This is a genomic window from Aeromonas sp. s6, assembly GCF_040907815.1.
Lineage (GTDB): Bacteria > Pseudomonadota > Gammaproteobacteria > Enterobacterales > Aeromonadaceae > Aeromonas > Aeromonas caviae.
On the sequence record NZ_JBFOCN010000097.1, the window covers coordinates 24574 to 41737 of the forward strand.

Consider the following 17164-nt stretch of genomic DNA (forward strand, 5'->3'; position numbering starts at 1 on the left):
AAAAGGCCGCATGATGCGGCCTTTTTGTTGGGTGTCGACGCCTCAGAGCCGGTTGCCCGCCTGGATGGTGCGGCGGATCTTGTTGCTAAGCAGCGGCACTATGTTGTCGGCCAATGCCTGGAAGCGGCCGAGATCCGGTTTGCAGCCCGGATCCAGATAGCCTTCGCTGCGCAGGGTGTGGATCAGGGTGCTGAACAGCTTCTGGTCGAAGAACTCGGGGGCGTTGATGCCGTGCAGGGTGCCGAGGCGCTCCGCCATCATCAGGCCGTCCGCTTCCAGTTGCTCCGCCTCGATGTGGGGTTGGGCCAGCATGCGGGTCAGCACGATGGCGTAGCGTTGCAGGGTCTCCTGAATGCTTTCGGCCAAGAGCAGCAGGCGCATCTGGTTGCCGGGGTTGACCCAGTAGCCGCCGTCGCGTGCCTCGACCAGTTGCTGGCGTAACAGCTCGGCCAGCAGGGCATCGATCAGTTCCGGCAGCTCCTCCTCTTCATAGCGCAGGAAGAGTTCGGTCTTGAGCAGGGGGTAGATGTCGACACAGCGGGCGACGATCTCGCTGCGGGAGATCCCCTCGCACCGCTCGATCAGGGCCGCCACCAGGGAGGGCATGGCGAACAGGTGCAGTATGTTGTTGCGGTAGTAGGTGAGCAGGATCGCCTGATAGCGCTCCAGGCTGATGATCTGGCCCAGCTTGTCCTCGCTCACCTCGAACTTGTTGAGCTCCATCGCCTGCTCCAGCAGGGTCCTGGCGTCCTCGTCCGGCATGGTGCTGTGCGGGCTGTAGGGAACCTGCTTGAGCAGGTCCAGATAGGTGTTGAGCTGGGCCTGGAGTTCGTCCCGGGTCAGGGCGTGGCGCTCGGCGGCCAGCAGGGCCAGGGCACTCAGGGTCAAGCCGTTGACGGCGGCGGCATCGTTGATGCGGGTCATCAGCAGCTCGGCCAGCTGGTTGACGGTGGAGGCCATCCACTCGGGACGCTCCTCCCGGCCGATGCTCTCCTTCCAGGTGGGCACATGTTCGCCGAGGTAGCTGTTGAGGGTCAGCGGCTCGCCGAAGTTGACGAAGCCGCGGCCGTAGTTGCGCAGCTTGCGCAGGATGCCGAGCACCTGCAGGAAGCTCTCCTTCTCCTTGCGGCTGCCCTTGAGCTCGTTGTGGTAGGTGTTCACCTCCATCACGTGCTCGTAGCCGAGGTAGACGGGCACCAGAGTTACCGGTCTGTCCAGCCCGCGCATCATGGCCTGCAGGGTCATGGCCAGCATGCCGGTCTTGGGGGGCAGCAGGCGACCGGTACGCGAACGCCCGCCCTCGGTGAAGAACTCCACCGAGTAGCCCTTGGCGAACAGCAGGTTGAGGTACTCCCGAAATACCGTGCTGTAGAGCGGATTGCCCTTGAAGGTGCGGCGGATGAAGAAGGCGCCGCCGTGGCGGAAGATGGGGCCCGCCGGCCAGAAGTTGAGGTTGATGCCCGCCGCGATGTGGGGCGGTACCATGCCCTGGTGGTAGATGACGTAGGAGAGCAGCAGGTAGTCCATGTGGCTGCGATGGCAGGGGACGTAGACGATCTCGTGCCCTTCCTGGGCCAGCTGACGCACCTGCTCTGCTCCGTTGACCGAGAGGCCGCGATAGAGCTTGTTCCACAGCCAGCCGAGGAAGCTCTCGCCGAGGCGGATCAACCGATAGGAGAAATTGGAGGCGATCTCGTCCATGTAGCCGTGGGCACGCTTTTGCGCCTTCTCCAGGCTGATCCCTTCCCGTCTGGCCTCCTCCTCGATGGCCTGCTGGATCACGCTCGAATCCAGCAGTTGCTTGAACAGCAGGTTGCGGTTCGGCAACTTGGGTCCGGTGGCGGCCAGCTGTTGGCGGCTGAAGTGGGTGCGGGCCACCCGCGCCAGCTTGTGGGCGATGGCCTCGTCGGTGCCGTGCTTGTCCGCCATGTAGCGCAGGGAGAGGGGCGGGGAGAAGCGCACCAGGTTCTCGCGCCCTTTCAGGATCACGATCAGCGCCTTCTTCAGGCGGTTTGGCGCCAGGCTGCTGATGATGTTCCAGCCGGAGGCCTCCTCGCCTTCCCGGCCCGGGGCGCGGCCCCAGAACAGGGTGACGGGTACTACCTGGATGTCCAGCGCCGGATCCTGCTTGTGCAGGTCCAGCAACTGGTGGAACTCCTGCAGGAAGGGAAGTGGATTGTTGCGCGTGCCGAACAGGGGAGGCGGACGATCCAGACAGACGTAGCGTGGCAGCAGTTGACCGTTCAGCTCCAGCGGCGTGAAGGGGCCGGGCAGGCCGAGATCCTCGCAGCACTGTTGCAGGGTCATCAGGTCGGTGATCGAGCTGGTCTTCAGGGCGTAGACGATGGGTCTGGCCGGATCCAGCTTGAGCTCGGTGATGGGATTTTCCGGCAGGCTCTTGTGATTGACCAAGCCGCTGACCGGCCATTGCAGGATGGCTCTGGATATCTTCTGTCCAAGGGACATGTGCGTCTGCTCTCCAAAAAAATGCGGCGTGAGCATAGCAAATCACCGACTGCTTGTCGCCGAGAGGTACGATGAGTCGGCACTTCAGGGCGGGGGGAGGGACAAATGTGCGTCGGGTCGCGACAAATGCCAGTTGCGCCTTGCCTTGGCCCCAGCACTGTATATACTGCCAGTGTGCTGTATAAAAAGACAGGTGCCCATGCTATGAAACCCCTTACCCCTCGCCAGGCTGAAGTACTCGAGCTCATCAAGGCGAACATGAACGAGACCGGCATGCCGCCGACTCGCGCCGAGATTGCCCAGAAGCTTGGCTTCAAGTCGGCCAACGCGGCCGAAGAACATCTGAAGGCCCTGGCCAAAAAAGGGGTCATCGAGATCATGCCGGGTACGTCCCGCGGCATTCGTCTGCTGCTCGAAGAAGAGGACGTGCAGCCTGAAGAAAACGGCCTGCCACTGATCGGCAAGGTGGCGGCCGGGGAACCCATCCTGGCTCAGGAACACATCGAGAGCCATTACCAGGTGGATCCCGCGCTGTTCCACCCGCGGGCAGACTTCCTGCTGCGGGTGCAGGGCATGAGCATGAAGAACATCGGCATCATGGACGGGGACCTGCTGGCGGTACACAAGACCCAGGAGGTACGTAACGGCCAGGTCGTGGTAGCACGTCTGGACGAGGACGTCACCGTCAAGCGCTTCCAGCGCAAGGGCAGCCAGGTGTGGCTGCTGCCGGAAAACGAAGAGCTCTCCCCCATCGAGGTGGATCTCGCCAGTCAGCACCTCACCATAGAGGGCCTGGCGGTCGGCGTGATCCGCAACGCCGACTGGATGTAAGCATCCGATGCGATGAAGAGGCCTCCTGCGGGAGGCCTCTTCATTTTCATCTGCCGATGGCATCTCCCTCCCCACCTTTTCGCTTCTCCTTCCTGTGCACATAGTCTCGCCGCACGACATGCATTTCGGATATATCCTTTGATAAGGCCCCTGTCATGGTCGGTGATCAGGGAAGGGGGAGTCGCACCGGGCAGTACGCCATGGCAGGGATGCATGATCGCCGGGTCGGTGCGCAGAAGGGAGAGTCGCCTCAGACTGGGGACTCGTACAGTCAGTACGCTGCCGTGGTTGGTTCGTCGTTGGGGACAAAGAGACCCGTCAGCGTGACCTGTTGAGCAAGGAGGACAGGTATGGCTTCAAGCTCGCCGTGGGATCCGGTGCCGGCCGCAGCGCCCGCATCTTCCATCACCCGATTCATCAAGGGCAGTCGGATGACATGGTTCTATGCGCTCTGGGTCTATCACAAGGGAGATGGTTGGACCATCTGGCTTGGGTGCCCCAAAGACAAGATTGTCCGCCTGGTTCGTCTGTTTCGCCGTCATCACGACATCGGATTGCCGGATGAGCCCTGGACTGCCCCCGTCATCCCGCTGCGCGTCCCCCTGAGACGTGCCCAGCCGCAGCACAGGCTGCGGCCCTGATCCCTCTTCCTGTACAGACAAGAGCCCCGCCAGAGCGGGGCTCTTGTTTTGGCGCCGATGCGGCTGATCCATGGCTCAGACGCTTTCCCGCCGGGATGCAAGACTAGCCAGCGGCGGGGGCGGGCGGGTTACAATGACCCCTACCGGTTTTGCCCCTAGGGCTTCTAACATAAGCAAGGCTTTGTTTTATATGGTTAAACCACGCTTTTACCTGCTGCTGTTGCTGTTCATCGGCGCCATTGCGGCGGCTTATTACTGGAGTCAGCCCGCGGTGCCGGAACAGGCCGATTACTACCCGGCGGGGCGAGACATCAACCCGTTTACCCTCACGGATGCGGATGCACAGCCCTTTACCCCTGCCAACCTGACGGGACACTGGAGCTTTCTGTTCATCGGCTACACCTACTGCCCGGATGTCTGTCCGACCACGCTGGCGGATCTGCGCAGCGTCTATCCGGCGTTGAAGAAGATAGCCCCCACTAGCCAGGTGGTATTCATCTCGGCGGATCCCCAGCGGGATGACAGCGCCCGCCTGAAAAGCTATACCGCCTTCTTCGAGCCCGAGTTCAAGGCGGCGACAGCACCTCACAGTGCCCTCTTTCCTCTGGTCCGCAATCTGGGGCTGGTCTATTCCATCGTGGAAGGGGATCGCAAGGACTACCTGATCGACCACTCCGCCTCCATCGTGCTGATCAACCCCGAGGGGAAGCTGGTGGCCACCTTCCGACCCAAAGTGGCACCGGGTGAGGTGCCCCACGTGGACATGCAGGCCATGGTGGCCGACTTCGCGCGCATCGTGCGGCTGGCTGGCGAGTGATCCCGGCGCGTACCATGCTGATTCCCGCCTGGCTGAAGGATCCTCGCCGCCACAGAGCCGTCTTCGCCCTGGCCCTGCCCATGGTGTTCTCCAACGTCACCACGCCCTTGCTGGGGCTGGTGGACACCTGGGTGATCGGTCATCTTGGCCAGGCCTGGTTTCTGGGGGGCGTGTCGGTCGGTGCGACCTTCATCAATCTGCTGTTCTGGCTGCTTGGCTTCCTGCGCATGTCCACCACAGGGCTGACTGCCCAGGCTCAGGGGGCAGCCCATGCCGAAGGGCAGCTCGACACCCTGGCGCGGGCCCTGGGCTTGGCGATCGGACTGGGCATGGTGCTGTTGCTCCTGTTGTTGCCGTTCCTGCCTGCCATCATCGCCCTCGGTGGCGCCTCTTCCGAGGTACAGACCTATGCCGGTCAGTATGTATCGGTGCGGATCTGGAGCGCCCCGGCGGCCTTGTGCAATCTGGTCATCATGGGGTGGTTGCTGGGCATGCAGGATGCACGCAGTCCCATGCTGCTGCTGATCCTGGGTAATCTCGTCAACATGGTGCTGGATGCCTGGTTCGTGCTGGGATTGGGCTGGCAGGTGAAAGGGGTGGCCGCAGCGTCCCTGCTGGCGGATTACAGCGCGCTCGGGGTGGGGTTCTGGCTGGTGAGCCGGCATCTGCGCCGACTTGACCCCGGGGTGTGGCACAACGCCTGGCAGCGCTGGCGCCAGTGGCCGGCCCTGCTGCGGCTGCTCGCCCTGAACCGGGATATTTTCATCCGCTCCCTCTGTCTGCAACTCTGCTTCGTGTTCATGACTCTGCAGGGGGCCAGGCTGGGGGATGTGGCGGTGGCCGCCAATGCGGTGCTGCTCAATTTCCTGATGCTGATTTCCTACGGGCTGGATGGATTTGCCTATGCGGTGGAAGCCATGGTAGGGCGCGCCATCGGGCGGCGTGATAGGCCGCTGCTGCGGGAGGCCATCGTCCTCAATCTGGGCTGGGCGCTGCTGATCGCCCTGGCATTCACCCTCTCGTTTGCCCTGGGGGGCCACTGGCTCATCCGCCACATTACCGACATACCGGCGGTGATCGCCGAGGCGCAACGTCAGCTCCCCTGGCTGGTGGCCATGCCGCTGCTGGCTGTCTGGTGCTTCCTGCTGGACGGGGTTTTTATCGGCGCCACCCGGGCCCGGGAGATGCGCAACAGCATGCTGGTGGCGGTGTTTGCCGGCTTCTTTCCCATCTGGTGGCTCTGCCAGGGATGGGGTGTGGCGGCCCTGTGGGCCGCCATGAGTGCCCTGATGGCCGGTCGTGGCCTGACGCTGGGCTGGCTCTGCTGGCGACTGGAGCGTGATGGACGGCTGCTGGCGGGGCAGGGGACGGCGCAGTCAGTCTGAATCCTGGCCGCCTTGCCAATATCGTCAGCGGTCAGAGCGAGCCTGAATAGTCGAACTGTCGCCAGCTCTCGTAGACGAACACCGCGACGGCGTTGGCCAGATTCATGCTGCGGCTCTGGGGCAGCATGGGAATGCGCAGCCGCTGCTCGAATGGCAGGCCCTCGATGATCTCCATAGGCAGGCCTCGGCTCTCGGGCCCGAACAGCAGGGCGTCACCGGGGGCAAACCGGGCCGCCGAGTGGGCGGTGCGTCCCTTGGTGGTGCAGGCAAAGACCCGTTGGGGGGCGACGGCCGCCAGAAACGCCTCATAGTCAGGCCAGCGCTTGACGTCGGCAAACTCGTGATAGTCGAGCCCGGCCCGCTTGACCCGCTTGTCATCCCACTCGAACCCCAGGGGCTCTATCAGGTGCAACCGGTAGCCGGTATTGGCGCAGAGGCGAATGATGTTGCCGGTGTTGGGGGGGATTTCCGGTTGGTAGAGCACGATATCGAGCATGGAAGGATCCTGGGCTGGTGCGAAACGGGCGCCAGCATACCCAGCACCCGTGCCGATGAAAAGGGGGAGGTCAGGGCATGGGCAGACGGATGGTGATGACCAGTCCGGTCGGCTGATTGCTGCTGGCCCGGATGGTCCCCCCATGACGCTGGATCGCCTCGGCGGCGATGGCAAGGCCGAGACCAGTGCCCCCGGTCTTGGCGTTGCGGGCATCGTCCACCCGAAAGAAGGGCAGGAACAACCGGGGCTGCTGCTCCACCGGCACGCCAGGGCCGTCATCCCGTATGGTCATCACCCATTCCCGTCCCTCCCGGTACCAGTCCACCTTGATGAACTCGCGGGCATACTTGAGGGCGTTGCGCAGGGGATTTTCCAGGGCGCGCGCCAGCAGCTCCGGCCACATGGTGAGGGATTCGGCGGGCAGGGAAGGGAGCCTGAGCTGTTTGCCGTTCTGGTTTGCCTCGAACATGGCATCGTCCAGGATGGGCTCCAGCAGCTCCGCCAGGGGCAGTGTCACCGGCGCTTCCACATGTTGCTGCACCCGCGACAGATCCAGCAGATCCCCTATCAGCTTGTCGAGCCGGGCTATCTCCCCTTCGATGCGCGCCAGCTCGGCGCTGTCCCCCTGCTTGCGGCGGATCAGCGCCTGTGCGAGCTGGATGCGGGTCAGGGGGCTGCGCAGCTCGTGGGATATGTCGGAGAGCAGCTGCTTCTGCTTCTGGATCATGTCCTTGAGGGTATCGACCATGCGACTGACATGTTCGGCCAGCTGGCCTATCTCGTCGCGCCGCCCCAGGTTGGGGATCTGTATTTCCAGGTTGCCCTGGGCGAGTTGGGAGACCGACTGCTGCAACTGCAGTATGGGGCGGGTCAGGCGCCAGGCGAGCAACAGACAGAGCGGGGTGCTGACCAGCATGGCGATGCCCAGGATCTGGATGGGGTGATCCAGGATCTGGATGAAGAGGAACAGGTAGGAGTTTTCGACGTTCAGACCGAAATAGACGTGATAGGTCTGGCCGTGATGGACCATCTGGAAGGGGCCGGCGATGGCGCGCTGGTGTTCGCTGCCCAGCATGGGCTTGGCCGGGTTGTCCGAGTCGAGCATGAAACGGATCACGAACTTGCTCAGCCGGGTGCTGGACTGCATCTGCCCCTTGGCATCGCGTAGATAGATGTTGTCCACCGGCAAGAGGCCCGCGGCATCGATGGCCTTGGCCAGATCGAAATCCTGCTCGGGATCCGCGCCCCGTTGCAGCGCCGCCAGGTTGTTGTTGAGACGGGTGATCTCGTGGGCCGGCAGCGGGATGATGTTGCGGGGGTCCAGGGTGGGGAGGATCACCACCGCGGCCACGACCAGTAGCAGGATGAACCAGAACCAGAGGAAGATCTGGGTGGAAAGGCCGTTGAAGGTGCGGGCCGATTTCATGCCTGCTCCAGCCACAGGTAGCCTCGTCCCCGCACCGTCTTGAAGCGGGGCTGGCCGTCAGCCCGCTCCGGCAGCTTCTTGCGCAGGTTGCTCAGGTGCATGTCGATGGCCCGATCGAAGGGTTCGAGCTTCTTGCCCAGCACCTGCTCGGAGAGCAGGCCTTTGCTGACGATCTGGCCCGGATTGCGCAGCAGGCACTCCAGCAGGCCGAACTCGGTGGCGGTGAGCTCCAGCAACTGATCGTCGCAGCGAGCCTGTTGCAGGCCGGGCTGCAGCACCAGATCCATGAATCTCAGCTCGTCCGGGGCTCCGCGCTGGGGAGCCTGGCTCTGGGTTCGACGCAGGATGGCGCGCACCCGGGCCAGCAGCTCCCTGTCGTCGAACGGCTTGGCGAGATAGTCGTCGGCACCGGCCTCCAGCCCGTTGACCCGATCCTGGCTGTCGCCACGGGCGGTCAGCATCAACACCGGGGTGTCGTGGGTCTTGCGCAGCCGGGTCAGCATCGCGAAACCGTTGAGTCTGGGCATCATGACGTCCAGCAGCACCAGGTCGAAAGCCTGTTCTGCCAGTCGCAGCAATCCCTCTTCCCCATCCTCGGCGACGGTGACCTCAAACCCCTCCAGGGTCAGGATTTCGGTGAGCAGCTGGGTCAGTTCGAGATCGTCGTCGACCAGGAGTATTTTGTTCATCTGGGAGTCACTCTGTTGATTTTGCACGCCAAACTGACGTCCGGGTCAGGGTATAATAAGTTTTTACGCGTCGGAGGAAAGCCGGTTTTGAGCCACCAACACTATTCCCGCTGGGTCACCCTGGCCAGCATGGCCGCTGTGACCACCGCCACCCTGCTCATCCTGGGCAAACTGATCGCCTGGCTGATGACGGATTCATCCAGCCTGCTGGCATCCCTGACCGATTCCTTCATGGACATCAGCGCCTCTCTCATCAATCTGCTGGCCATCCGTTATGCGCTGGCCCCTGCCGACGAAGAGCATCGCTTCGGCCACGGCAAGGCGGAGTCCCTGGCGGGTCTGGTGCAGTCGGCCTTCATCTCGGGGTCCGCCCTGCTGCTGGTGATGCACGGCATCTCGTCGATGCTGAATCAGGTGCCCGTGGTGCGCCTGGAGGCGGGGATCTGGGTCAGCGTCGGCTCCATCGTGTTGACCCTGTTGCTGGTGAGCTTCCAGAGCCTTGTCATCCGCAAGACCAACAGTGTGGCCATCAAGGCCGACATGCTGCACTACCGTTCCGACCTGCTGCTCAATGGCGGCGTGCTGGTGGCACTGGTGCTGGCGGGGCAGGGGTGGTACTGGGCCGACGGCCTGTTTGCCATTCTGATCGGTCTGTTCCTGGTGTGGGGGGCTGTCCATATCGGCTACGAATCGGTGCAGGCCCTGCTCGATCGTCAGTTGCCAGAGGAGGAACAAGCGAGAATAATGGCCCTCTGCTGCGCCGTAGAGGGGGTGCATGGCGTACATGACCTGCGTACCCGCCAATCCGGGCCGACCCGTTTCGTGCAGTTGCATCTGGAACTCGATGATCAACTGCCTCTGGTCAGGGCCCATCAGATAGCCGACGAGGCTGAACTGGCCGTCCGCCAGGCCTTCGAGCGGATGGATGTGATCATTCACATGGACCCCATCTCGGCGCTGACAAAAGAACGACAAAGCACTCACCCTGAACAACAGTAGGCTGCAACATGGATGATCTGGTTGCCAGAACCTGGCAAAAAATTCAGCAGGAAGCGCAGAGCATGGCGGCCCAGGAGCCCATGCTGGCCAGCTTCTTTCATTCCACCATTCTCAATCACCGGGATTTGCGCTCGGCGCTGAGCTTCCAGCTCGCCAACAAGCTCGACAGCACCACCATGCCTGCCATCGCCTTGCGGGAAGTGATCGAGCTGGCCCTGCGCAGCGAGCCCGAGCTGCTGGCCGCAGTGGCCGCCGACATCTGCGCGGTGCAGGATCGCGACCCGGCGGTCGACCTCTTCTCCACCCCGCTGCTCTACCTCAAGGGATTCCATGCTCTTCAGGGGTATCGGGTGGCCAACTGGCTGTGGCGTCAGGGACGCCGTGCCCTGGCGCTCTATCTGCAAAACCAGATCTCCGTGGTGTTCGGCGTGGATGTACACCCGGCCGCCCGCATCGGCAAGGGCATCATGTTTGACCATGCCACCGGTATCGTGGTCGGGGAAACCGCCGTCATCGAGAACGACGTCTCCATCCTTCAGAGTGTGACTCTGGGAGGGACCGGCAAGGAGAGTGGCGATCGTCACCCCAAAATCCGGGAAGGGGTGATGATAGGGGCGGGGGCCAAGGTCCTCGGCAACATCGAGGTGGGCGTCGGCGCCAAGATCGGTGCCGGCAGCGTGGTGATCAACCCGGTGCCGCCTCACACCACGGTCGCTGGCGTGCCCGCCAGGATTGTGGGCCGCCCCGAGTGCGACAAACCTTCCCTGGACATGGATCAGTGCCTCTGATCCCCTGACCGAGGCCGTTGTATGGTCAAGCGCTGGTCAGGCTTTCTGATCCTGGGGATGTGGCTGCTCAACCTGCTGCACCTTTATCTGGACTTCTCCCCCTGGCCCGCCGCCATCGCGGCCTGGGCCGCCTCCCTGCTCACCTGGCCCTGGCTGGTGGGTGCCGCACGGCGCCAGGCGCTGGCCCTCTACGGCGCGGCGCTCCTGCTGCTGCTCTTTTCCTGGTGGCGGGGGGCCAGCCTCAGCCCAGGTGACTGGCTCTTGCCGAACATCAACATGCTGACCATGTTTGCCGCAGTGAGCACCCTCAATCTGGCTACCTCCGGCCTCTTGACCGGCACCGCCTCCTGGTCCGGTCGCAAGGGGCTGTGGAGCACCATGGCCAGCCTCAATCTGCTGGGGGCCGTCATCAATCTTTCGGTGCTCTTCATCATCGGCGATCGGCTGGAGCGCAACGGGACGCTGGAGCGGCGTCAGGTCATGGTGCTGAGCCGGATCTTCTGTGCGGCTGCATTTTGGTCCCCCTTCTTCGTCGCCATGGCAGTTGCCCTCACCTATGCACCGGGTCTGCAACTGGGCAGCATACTGCCTTTTGGCATACTGGCGGCTTTGCTGGCCATGGGGCTGACGGCCTGGCAGGTAGAGCGACTCGGCGTGGAGACCTTTGAAGGTTATCCGCTGCGGCTCCAGACCTTGGGGCTACCGGTGACCCTGGCACTGCTGGTGCTGGTGATCCACCGTTTCTGGCCCGGACTCAGCATTCTGGCGGTGATCGCCCTGGTGGCGCCCTTGCTGGCCTTGCTGTTCATGCCGCAAGCGGGGCGAGGGGCTGCTCTCAAGCGCCAGGTGGTTGAGCGCTTCCCGGCCATCGGTGGCCAGCTTGTGCTGTTTCTGGGGGCCGGCCTGCTGGCGGCTGGCATCAACAGCGCGCTGTCAGTACTGGACTTTGGCAGTGGCCACGGCCTGCCGCTGTTCAACCACTTCGGCTGGCTGGAAGCCTGTCTGACCCTGCTGCTGATCTTCCTGGTGGCCATAGTGGGCGTGCATCCTCTCATCAGCATCTCGGGGGTGGCGCCGCTGCTCTGGCCGCTGGCACCGGATCCCAGCCTGCTTGGCATGTGCTTCCTCATGGGGTGGGGGCTGGCGACCGGGACGAGCCCGCTCTCCGGCTCCAATCTGGCGCTGGCGTCCCGCTACAACCTGAGCGCCGGGCTGCTGCTGCGCTGGAACCTGCTCTACGGCCTGTTGATGTACGCCGTGGCCTGTCTGATGATGGGGGGCTTCATCGCCTTGCATGGCTGATGACGGCATCGGCAGGAGGGCGGGTTGTGCCACGGCGGACGCCCGGGATCGAGGTTCCTGCTGCCTGCGAGAAAAACCGACGCATATTTAAGCAATACCGGGCCGCAGGGCGCATTTTGCAACGTGCTGGCTTGTTTGTGCCGAGCGCATCAGGGTATGCTGGCTCCACGCGCTTGAATCGCCCTCTGTGGGGCATCGCAATTGAACATACAGGTATGCATATGTCACTAGAAGTCCTTGAGCAACTCGAATCCAAAGTACAATCCGCCGTCGACAACATCTCCTTGCTGAAGATGGAGCTGGACGAGCTGAAAGAGCAGAACAGCAAGCTGCAAGACGAAAACCACCAACTGCGCAACGAGCACGTTGCCTGGCAAGAGCGTCTGCGTGCCCTGCTGGGCAAGATGGACCAGATGGGCGATGCCATCTGATCCCGTCTAGATTGACCGGAATGAAAGCGGGCCGCTCCTTGAGCGGCCCGCTTGTTTTGGTCTGCCGGGCAATCAGAGTGCCAGCAGCTGTTTGACGGTCTTCTCGATGCCGTCCGCCGCCTCCACAATATTGTTGGCCAGCATGTAGGCAGGAGTGGAGATGACCTTGCGCTCCTGATCCACCACGAACTCGCTCACCGGGCAGTCGAGATGACTGCCACCCATGGCTTCGATGGCGTTGGCGGCGCCCTCGTCGTTGCCAATGGTGGCCAGGGTGCCTGCCCCATAGATGAGCGGGATCATGGCCGGTGCGATGCAGATGTAGGCGGCCGGTTTGCCGGCTCTGGCAAAGCTCTGGCAGGCCTTCAGCACATCCGGCTGGATGCGGCACTCTGCGCCCTTGATGGCGAAGTCACACAGGTTCTTGGCGGCGCCGAAGCCGCCCGGCACCAGCAGGGCGTCGAAGTCGGCTGCATCCAGTTCAGCCACATCCCTGATCTGGCCGCGGCAGATGCGGGCCGCCTCGACCAGCACGTTGCGGCTCTCTCCCTCGCTGACCTCGCCGGTCAGGTGATTGATGACATGAAGCTGAGGGACATTGGGGGCGAAGCATTGAACGGATGCCCCCTGACGGGCCAGCGCCAGCAGGCTGATGACGGCCTCGTGGATTTCGGCGCCGTCAAACACGCCACAACCACTCAAGATCACGGCCACTTTTTTCATGACAGACTCCTCGTTGTTGAAAATGTGAGCCAGGGTAGATTGTTGTACTTTTGTATGGTTATCGTTCGACCTCCGCTGGTCAAGTCATCTCCCTGTGCTAGGATTGTTTCGTTTTGGATCCTGCCTCAGTACCCCCCTTGAATTTTTTTCCACATTGATCGAGATCATGATGAGTGTGTCATGTTGAGTTTTCATGATCTCAACGTAATGTTTTAAAAGATATTTTTTGTTTTAATCCACAGCTTTGTCACGGCCGTGATGCAATGGTGCCATTTTTGAGCACAGAGTTATCCACAGCAATGTGCCCCACCGGTGCGCCGGGGTGATGGTGGGAGTCCCCTTGGTGTGGTGCGGGCCCTGTGGCATCCTAGCGGCTGTTTATTCTTGGCAGGACGATTTTCATGGCCTCTAGCAATCCTCTTATTCTGGTCGACGGCTCTTCATATCTTTACCGCGCCTTCTTTGCCTCGCAGCAGGCCGATCTGCGCACCTCGACCGGCTTGCCTAGCGGCGCCGTCCGTGTCATGGCCAACATGATGCGCAGCCTTCGCAAGCAGTACCCCGACTGCCACGTGGCCGTGGTGTTCGACGCCAAGGGCAAGACCTTCCGTGACGACATCTATCCCGAATACAAAGCAACACGCGCCAGCATGCCGGACGATCTGCGCAGCCAGGTCGCTCCTATCCACCAGATGATCAAGGCAATGGGTTTCCCCTTCCTGATGGTCGAAGGGGTGGAGGCCGACGACGTGATCGGCACCCTGGCCCGTCAGGCGACCGAGAAACAGCTGCCTGTGCTCATCAGCACCGGCGACAAGGACATGGCGCAGCTGGTCTCCGACCATGTCACCCTGATCGACACCATGAAGGATGTGAAGACCGATCGGGAAGGGGTGATCGAGAAGTTCGGCGTACCGCCCGAGCTCATCATCGATTACCTGGCGCTGATGGGGGACAAGGTGGACAACATTCCCGGCATGACCGGTGTCGGCGAGAAGACCGCACTGGCCCTGTTGCAGGGGATAGGCAGCATCGACGAGATTGCCGCCAACCTCGACAAGGTGGCGGCGCTCGGCTTCCGCGGCTCCAAGGCGTTTGCCGACAAGTTCCGCGAGCAGGAAGAGCAGGTGCGCCTTTCCTATGTGCTGGCCACCATCAAAACCGACGTGGTCCTGGAGCAGAGTCTGGAAGAGCTGCAGCTTGGCCCCATCGACAAGGAGGCCCTGCTGGCGGTCTATCGCGAGTATGAGCTGCGCAATCTGATCAAAGAGCTGGAGTCTGGTGGCGAGGAGAGCGAAGCCGCAGGTGATGAGGAAGACGCCGCCCCGGTAGCCGCCATCGAAACCGATTATCGCTGCATCCTGGATGAGGCCGAATTCGATGAGTGGCTGGCACGGTTGCAGGCGGCGCCGCTGTTTGCCTTCGATACCGAGACCACCAGTCTCGACTATATGGAGGCGCGTGTCGTTGGCGTCTCCTTTGCCATCGAACCGGGCAAGGCGGCTTATGTGCCCTTCGGCCACGACTATCTGGGGGCGCCGGTGCAGCTGACCGAGGCCGTGGTACTCGGCAAGCTCAAACCGCTGCTGGAAGATCCGACCCGTCTCAAGGTAGGGCAGAACCTCAAGTACGATCGCAACGTGCTGCTCAATCACGGCATCGAGCTGCAGGGTATCGCCTACGACACCATGCTCGAGTCCTATGTGCTCAACTCTACCGCCAGCCGCCACGACATGGATTCCCTGGCTCGCAGATATCTGAACGTCGAGACCATCTCGTTCGAGGACATTGCTGGCAAGGGGGTCAAGCAGCTCACCTTCAACCAGATCGAACTGGAGCAGGCTGCTCCTTACGCGGCGGAAGATGCCGACATCACCCTACGTCTGCATCAGGCGCTGTGGGGCAAGCTCTCTGCCGAGCCGGGACTTGCCAAGGTATTCAGCGAGATCGAATTGCCGCTGCTGCCGGTTCTGGCGCGGATGGAGCGACTCGGTACCACCATCGAGCCCAAGCTGCTGCATCAGCAGAGCCAGGAGATCGAAGTGCGTCTGGCAGAGCTGGAGAAGCAGGCCCACGAGCTGGCCGGGCAGGAGTTCAATCTCTCCTCGCCCAAGCAGCTGGGTGAAATCCTCTTCACCAAGCTGGGGCTGCCGATCATCAAAAAGACCCCCAAGGGAGCGCCATCCACTGCGGAAGAGGTGCTGGCCGAGCTGGCGGAGACCTATGAGCTGCCGCAACTGCTGATGGAGCACCGTGGGCTGGCCAAGCTCAAGTCCACCTACACCGACAAGCTGCCGCTGATGATCAAGCCCCAGACCGGGCGGGTGCACACCTCCTATCATCAGGCGGTGGCGGCGACCGGTCGGCTCTCGTCCACCGATCCCAACCTGCAGAACATTCCGGTACGCAACGAACAGGGGCGCCGCATTCGGCAGGCCTTCATTCCGTGCGCCGGTTACAAGCTGGTGGCGGCGGACTACTCCCAGATCGAGCTGCGCATCATGGCCCACCTCTCCGGTGACAAGGGGTTGCTGACCGCCTTCGCCGAGGGCAAGGACATCCACAAGGCGACCGCCGCCGAGGTGTTCGGGGTCGCGCTTGATGCGGTGACCAGCGACATGCGCCGCAGTGCCAAGGCGATCAACTTTGGTCTCATCTATGGCATGAGTGCCTTCGGTCTGGCCAAGCAGCTGGGGATTGGTCGCGCCGAAGCGCAGAAGTACATGGATCTCTACTTCGAACGCTACCCGGGTGTGCTGGAGTACATGGAGCGTACCCGCCAGCAGGCGGAAGCTCAGGGGTATGTCGAGACCCTGTTCGGCCGTCGCCTCTATCTGCCGGATATCAAGTCCCGCAACGCCGGTCTGCGCAAGGCAGCCGAGCGGGCCGCCATCAACGCGCCTATGCAGGGCACGGCCGCCGATATCATCAAGCGCGCCATGATCAACGTGGATGGTTGGATCCGCGGGATTGAAGATGAGTCGATCCGCATGCTGATGCAGGTACACGATGAACTGGTGTTCGAGATCCGCGAAGAGAAGCTGGAAGAGTACATCGCCCTCATCAAGGAGAAGATGTCGGGTGCGGCCGAACTGGATGTGCCGCTGGTGGTGGAAGCGGGTACCGGTGACAACTGGGATCAGGCCCACTGATTTCTGGTCAGCCGTTCTGCACGGCTATATAGCTATAATAAGAAGCGAAGCCCGGCATTATGCCGGGCTTCCTGTTTGTGGTGGCGGGGTATCAGGCTTCTTGCAGATACTCGTCCTTGAGCAGTACATAGTTATCGGCCGAGGTCTTGAGGAAGGCGATCTCGGCGGGCTTGAGCGGGCGAGCCTGTTTGACGGGATTCCCTATATATAGAAAGCCCGACTCGAGTCGCTTGCCCGGTGGCACCAGCGAACCTGCGCCGATCATCACATCATCTTCAACCACGACGCCATCAAGCAGAATGGCACCCATGCCGACCAGCACCCGGTCGCCTATGGTGCAGCCGTGAAGCATCGCCTTGTGACCCACAGTGACATCTTCACCGATCAGCAACGGATAGCCGGTCGGGTTGCTGGCGCTCTTGCGAGTCAGGTGCAGCACAGTGCCGTCCTGAATATTGCTGCGGGCGCCGATGCGGATATGGTTGACGTCCCCTCTGGCGGCCACCATGGGCCAGATGCTGGCATCATCGGCCAGTTCGATATCGCCCACCAGTGTTGCGCAGGGGTCTACATACACCCGTTTGCCCAGTTGCGGGCATTTTCCCTTGTAGGGTCTCAGTCGCAAGTCCATCTTGGCCTCCTTGTTTTCGGCCATTCTAGCAAGACGACACCGGTTTCTGTGGATAAGTTTGTATAAAAGCTGTGCTTGGATATGAATAACTAAAAAAGTGCCGATTTTTGCAATTTTATTGCAGAGGAGGGGTTGCCAGAACGAATTCGCTCCCTATAATGCGCCTCCATCGACAGGGCAAGCGGCAACGCAAACAAGCCGGTCGGTAGCCTCGAAAAGCCTCGTAAAATAAGGCTTGACTCGAGAAGGCGGTTGAGTAGAATGCCACTCCCGCAGCAGCCAAAATCTGCGTCGCTCTTTAACAATTTGAATCAAGCAATCTGTGTGGGCACTCACAGCATCGAGCATCAAAAACAATTTTTGATATCAATGTCTGATGAAGTGACC

Annotated in this window: 15 protein-coding genes; 9 read left to right on the top strand and 6 right to left on the bottom strand. The window is 61.9% G+C overall.

Annotated features, from left to right (window positions below):
- Positions 1 to 42 precede the first annotated feature (42 nt).
- Positions 43 to 2466: a glycerol-3-phosphate 1-O-acyltransferase PlsB gene (plsB, locus tag AB5Y50_RS15865; protein ID WP_368163076.1), complete on the bottom strand. Its 2424-nt coding sequence runs from the start codon at positions 2464 to 2466 to the stop codon at positions 43 to 45.
- A 204-nt stretch (positions 2467 to 2670) separates the two neighbouring features.
- On the opposite strand from plsB, the gene lexA reads away from it, so the two are divergent.
- From lexA to AB5Y50_RS15885, 4 genes are all read left to right on the top strand, one after another.
- A complete protein-coding gene (gene lexA / locus AB5Y50_RS15870; RefSeq protein WP_010672444.1) occupies positions 2671 to 3297 on the top strand; it encodes a transcriptional repressor LexA in 627 nt (208 codons plus the stop codon).
- 431 nt (positions 3298 to 3728) lie between these two features.
- Complete coding sequence (locus tag AB5Y50_RS15875; RefSeq protein WP_080560358.1) at positions 3729 to 3938, top strand: hypothetical protein; 210 nt, start codon at positions 3729 to 3731, stop codon at positions 3936 to 3938.
- A 190-nt stretch (positions 3939 to 4128) separates the two neighbouring features.
- A complete protein-coding gene (locus AB5Y50_RS15880; RefSeq protein ID WP_045522510.1) occupies positions 4129 to 4755 on the top strand; it encodes an SCO family protein in 627 nt (208 codons plus the stop codon).
- Positions 4756 to 4769: 14 nt separating this feature from the next.
- Complete coding sequence (locus AB5Y50_RS15885) at positions 4770 to 6140, top strand: MATE family efflux transporter (RefSeq protein WP_069784758.1); 1371 nt, start codon at positions 4770 to 4772, stop codon at positions 6138 to 6140.
- Between the two features lie 31 nt (positions 6141 to 6171).
- Here the strand turns inward: AB5Y50_RS15885 and trmL are convergent, their stop codons facing one another.
- The 3 genes from trmL to AB5Y50_RS15900 all read right to left on the bottom strand — a co-directional run bounded on the left by trmL (position 6172) and on the right by AB5Y50_RS15900 (position 8751).
- Positions 6172 to 6636 carry a tRNA (uridine(34)/cytosine(34)/5-carboxymethylaminomethyluridine(34)-2'-O)-methyltransferase TrmL gene (trmL, locus tag AB5Y50_RS15890; protein WP_069784747.1) on the bottom strand — a complete coding sequence of 155 codons (465 nt, stop codon included), beginning with the start codon at positions 6634 to 6636 and terminating at the stop codon, positions 6172 to 6174.
- 70 nt (positions 6637 to 6706) lie between these two features.
- On the bottom strand, positions 6707 to 8062 hold the full coding sequence (locus AB5Y50_RS15895) for an ATP-binding protein (protein ID WP_039041147.1): 1356 nt from the start codon (positions 8060 to 8062) through the stop codon (positions 6707 to 6709).
- Complete coding sequence (locus AB5Y50_RS15900; RefSeq protein ID WP_043155668.1) at positions 8059 to 8751, bottom strand: response regulator; 693 nt, start codon at positions 8749 to 8751, stop codon at positions 8059 to 8061. Before AB5Y50_RS15900 ends, AB5Y50_RS15895 begins: the two co-directional genes overlap by 4 nt.
- A gap of 87 nt (positions 8752 to 8838) precedes the next feature.
- Here AB5Y50_RS15900 and AB5Y50_RS15905 point away from each other — a divergent pair, with 87 nt between their 5' ends.
- From AB5Y50_RS15905 to AB5Y50_RS15920, 4 genes are all read left to right on the top strand, one after another.
- Complete coding sequence (locus tag AB5Y50_RS15905; protein ID WP_069784746.1) at positions 8839 to 9750, top strand: cation diffusion facilitator family transporter; 912 nt, start codon at positions 8839 to 8841, stop codon at positions 9748 to 9750.
- A gap of 8 nt (positions 9751 to 9758) precedes the next feature.
- Positions 9759 to 10538 carry a serine O-acetyltransferase gene (cysE, locus tag AB5Y50_RS15910; protein WP_010672452.1) on the top strand — a complete coding sequence of 260 codons (780 nt, stop codon included), beginning with the start codon at positions 9759 to 9761 and terminating at the stop codon, positions 10536 to 10538.
- 21 nt (positions 10539 to 10559) lie between these two features.
- Entirely contained in the window at positions 10560 to 11840 is a 1281-nt protein-coding gene (locus tag AB5Y50_RS15915) for a hypothetical protein (protein WP_010672453.1), read from the top strand.
- A gap of 221 nt (positions 11841 to 12061) precedes the next feature.
- Complete coding sequence (locus AB5Y50_RS15920) at positions 12062 to 12271, top strand: cell division protein ZapB (protein ID WP_010672454.1); 210 nt, start codon at positions 12062 to 12064, stop codon at positions 12269 to 12271.
- A 72-nt stretch (positions 12272 to 12343) separates the two neighbouring features.
- Here the strand turns inward: AB5Y50_RS15920 and elbB are convergent, their stop codons facing one another.
- Entirely contained in the window at positions 12344 to 12994 is a 651-nt protein-coding gene (gene elbB, locus AB5Y50_RS15925) for an isoprenoid biosynthesis glyoxalase ElbB (RefSeq protein WP_042878992.1), read from the bottom strand.
- 401 nt (positions 12995 to 13395) lie between these two features.
- Here elbB and polA point away from each other — a divergent pair, with 401 nt between their 5' ends.
- Positions 13396 to 16146, top strand: a complete 2751-nt coding sequence (gene polA, locus AB5Y50_RS15930; RefSeq protein ID WP_069784745.1) for a DNA polymerase I — start codon at positions 13396 to 13398, stop codon at positions 16144 to 16146.
- Positions 16147 to 16237: 91 nt separating this feature from the next.
- Here polA and AB5Y50_RS15935 read toward each other — a convergent pair whose 3' ends face one another.
- Complete coding sequence (locus AB5Y50_RS15935; protein ID WP_069784757.1) at positions 16238 to 16777, bottom strand: gamma carbonic anhydrase family protein; 540 nt, start codon at positions 16775 to 16777, stop codon at positions 16238 to 16240.
- Positions 16778 to 17164 lie beyond the last annotated feature (387 nt).

What these genes read in the sequence shown, in the direction of transcription:
- cysE (WP_010672452.1), top strand. Translation starts at nt 9,759, where the DNA reads ATGGATGATCTGGTTGCCAGAACCTGGCAAAAAATTCAGCAGGAAGCG.
- AB5Y50_RS15895 (WP_039041147.1), bottom strand. Translation starts at nt 8,062, where the DNA reads ATGAAATCGGCCCGCACCTTCAACGGCCTTTCCACCCAGATCTTCCTC.
- AB5Y50_RS15880 (WP_045522510.1), top strand. Translation starts at nt 4,129, where the DNA reads ATGGTTAAACCACGCTTTTACCTGCTGCTGTTGCTGTTCATCGGCGCC.
- polA (WP_069784745.1), top strand. Translation starts at nt 13,396, where the DNA reads ATGGCCTCTAGCAATCCTCTTATTCTGGTCGACGGCTCTTCATATCTT.
- elbB (WP_042878992.1), bottom strand. Translation starts at nt 12,994, where the DNA reads ATGAAAAAAGTGGCCGTGATCTTGAGTGGTTGTGGCGTGTTTGACGGC.
- AB5Y50_RS15915 (WP_010672453.1), top strand. Translation starts at nt 10,560, where the DNA reads ATGGTCAAGCGCTGGTCAGGCTTTCTGATCCTGGGGATGTGGCTGCTC.
- AB5Y50_RS15920 (WP_010672454.1), top strand. Translation starts at nt 12,062, where the DNA reads ATGTCACTAGAAGTCCTTGAGCAACTCGAATCCAAAGTACAATCCGCC.
- AB5Y50_RS15935 (WP_069784757.1), bottom strand. Translation starts at nt 16,777, where the DNA reads ATGGACTTGCGACTGAGACCCTACAAGGGAAAATGCCCGCAACTGGGC.
- AB5Y50_RS15900 (WP_043155668.1), bottom strand. Translation starts at nt 8,751, where the DNA reads ATGAACAAAATACTCCTGGTCGACGACGATCTCGAACTGACCCAGCTG.
- plsB (WP_368163076.1), bottom strand. Translation starts at nt 2,466, where the DNA reads ATGTCCCTTGGACAGAAGATATCCAGAGCCATCCTGCAATGGCCGGTC.
- trmL (WP_069784747.1), bottom strand. Translation starts at nt 6,636, where the DNA reads ATGCTCGATATCGTGCTCTACCAACCGGAAATCCCCCCCAACACCGGC.
- AB5Y50_RS15875 (WP_080560358.1), top strand. Translation starts at nt 3,729, where the DNA reads ATGACATGGTTCTATGCGCTCTGGGTCTATCACAAGGGAGATGGTTGG.
- lexA (WP_010672444.1), top strand. Translation starts at nt 2,671, where the DNA reads ATGAAACCCCTTACCCCTCGCCAGGCTGAAGTACTCGAGCTCATCAAG.
- AB5Y50_RS15885 (WP_069784758.1), top strand. Translation starts at nt 4,770, where the DNA reads ATGCTGATTCCCGCCTGGCTGAAGGATCCTCGCCGCCACAGAGCCGTC.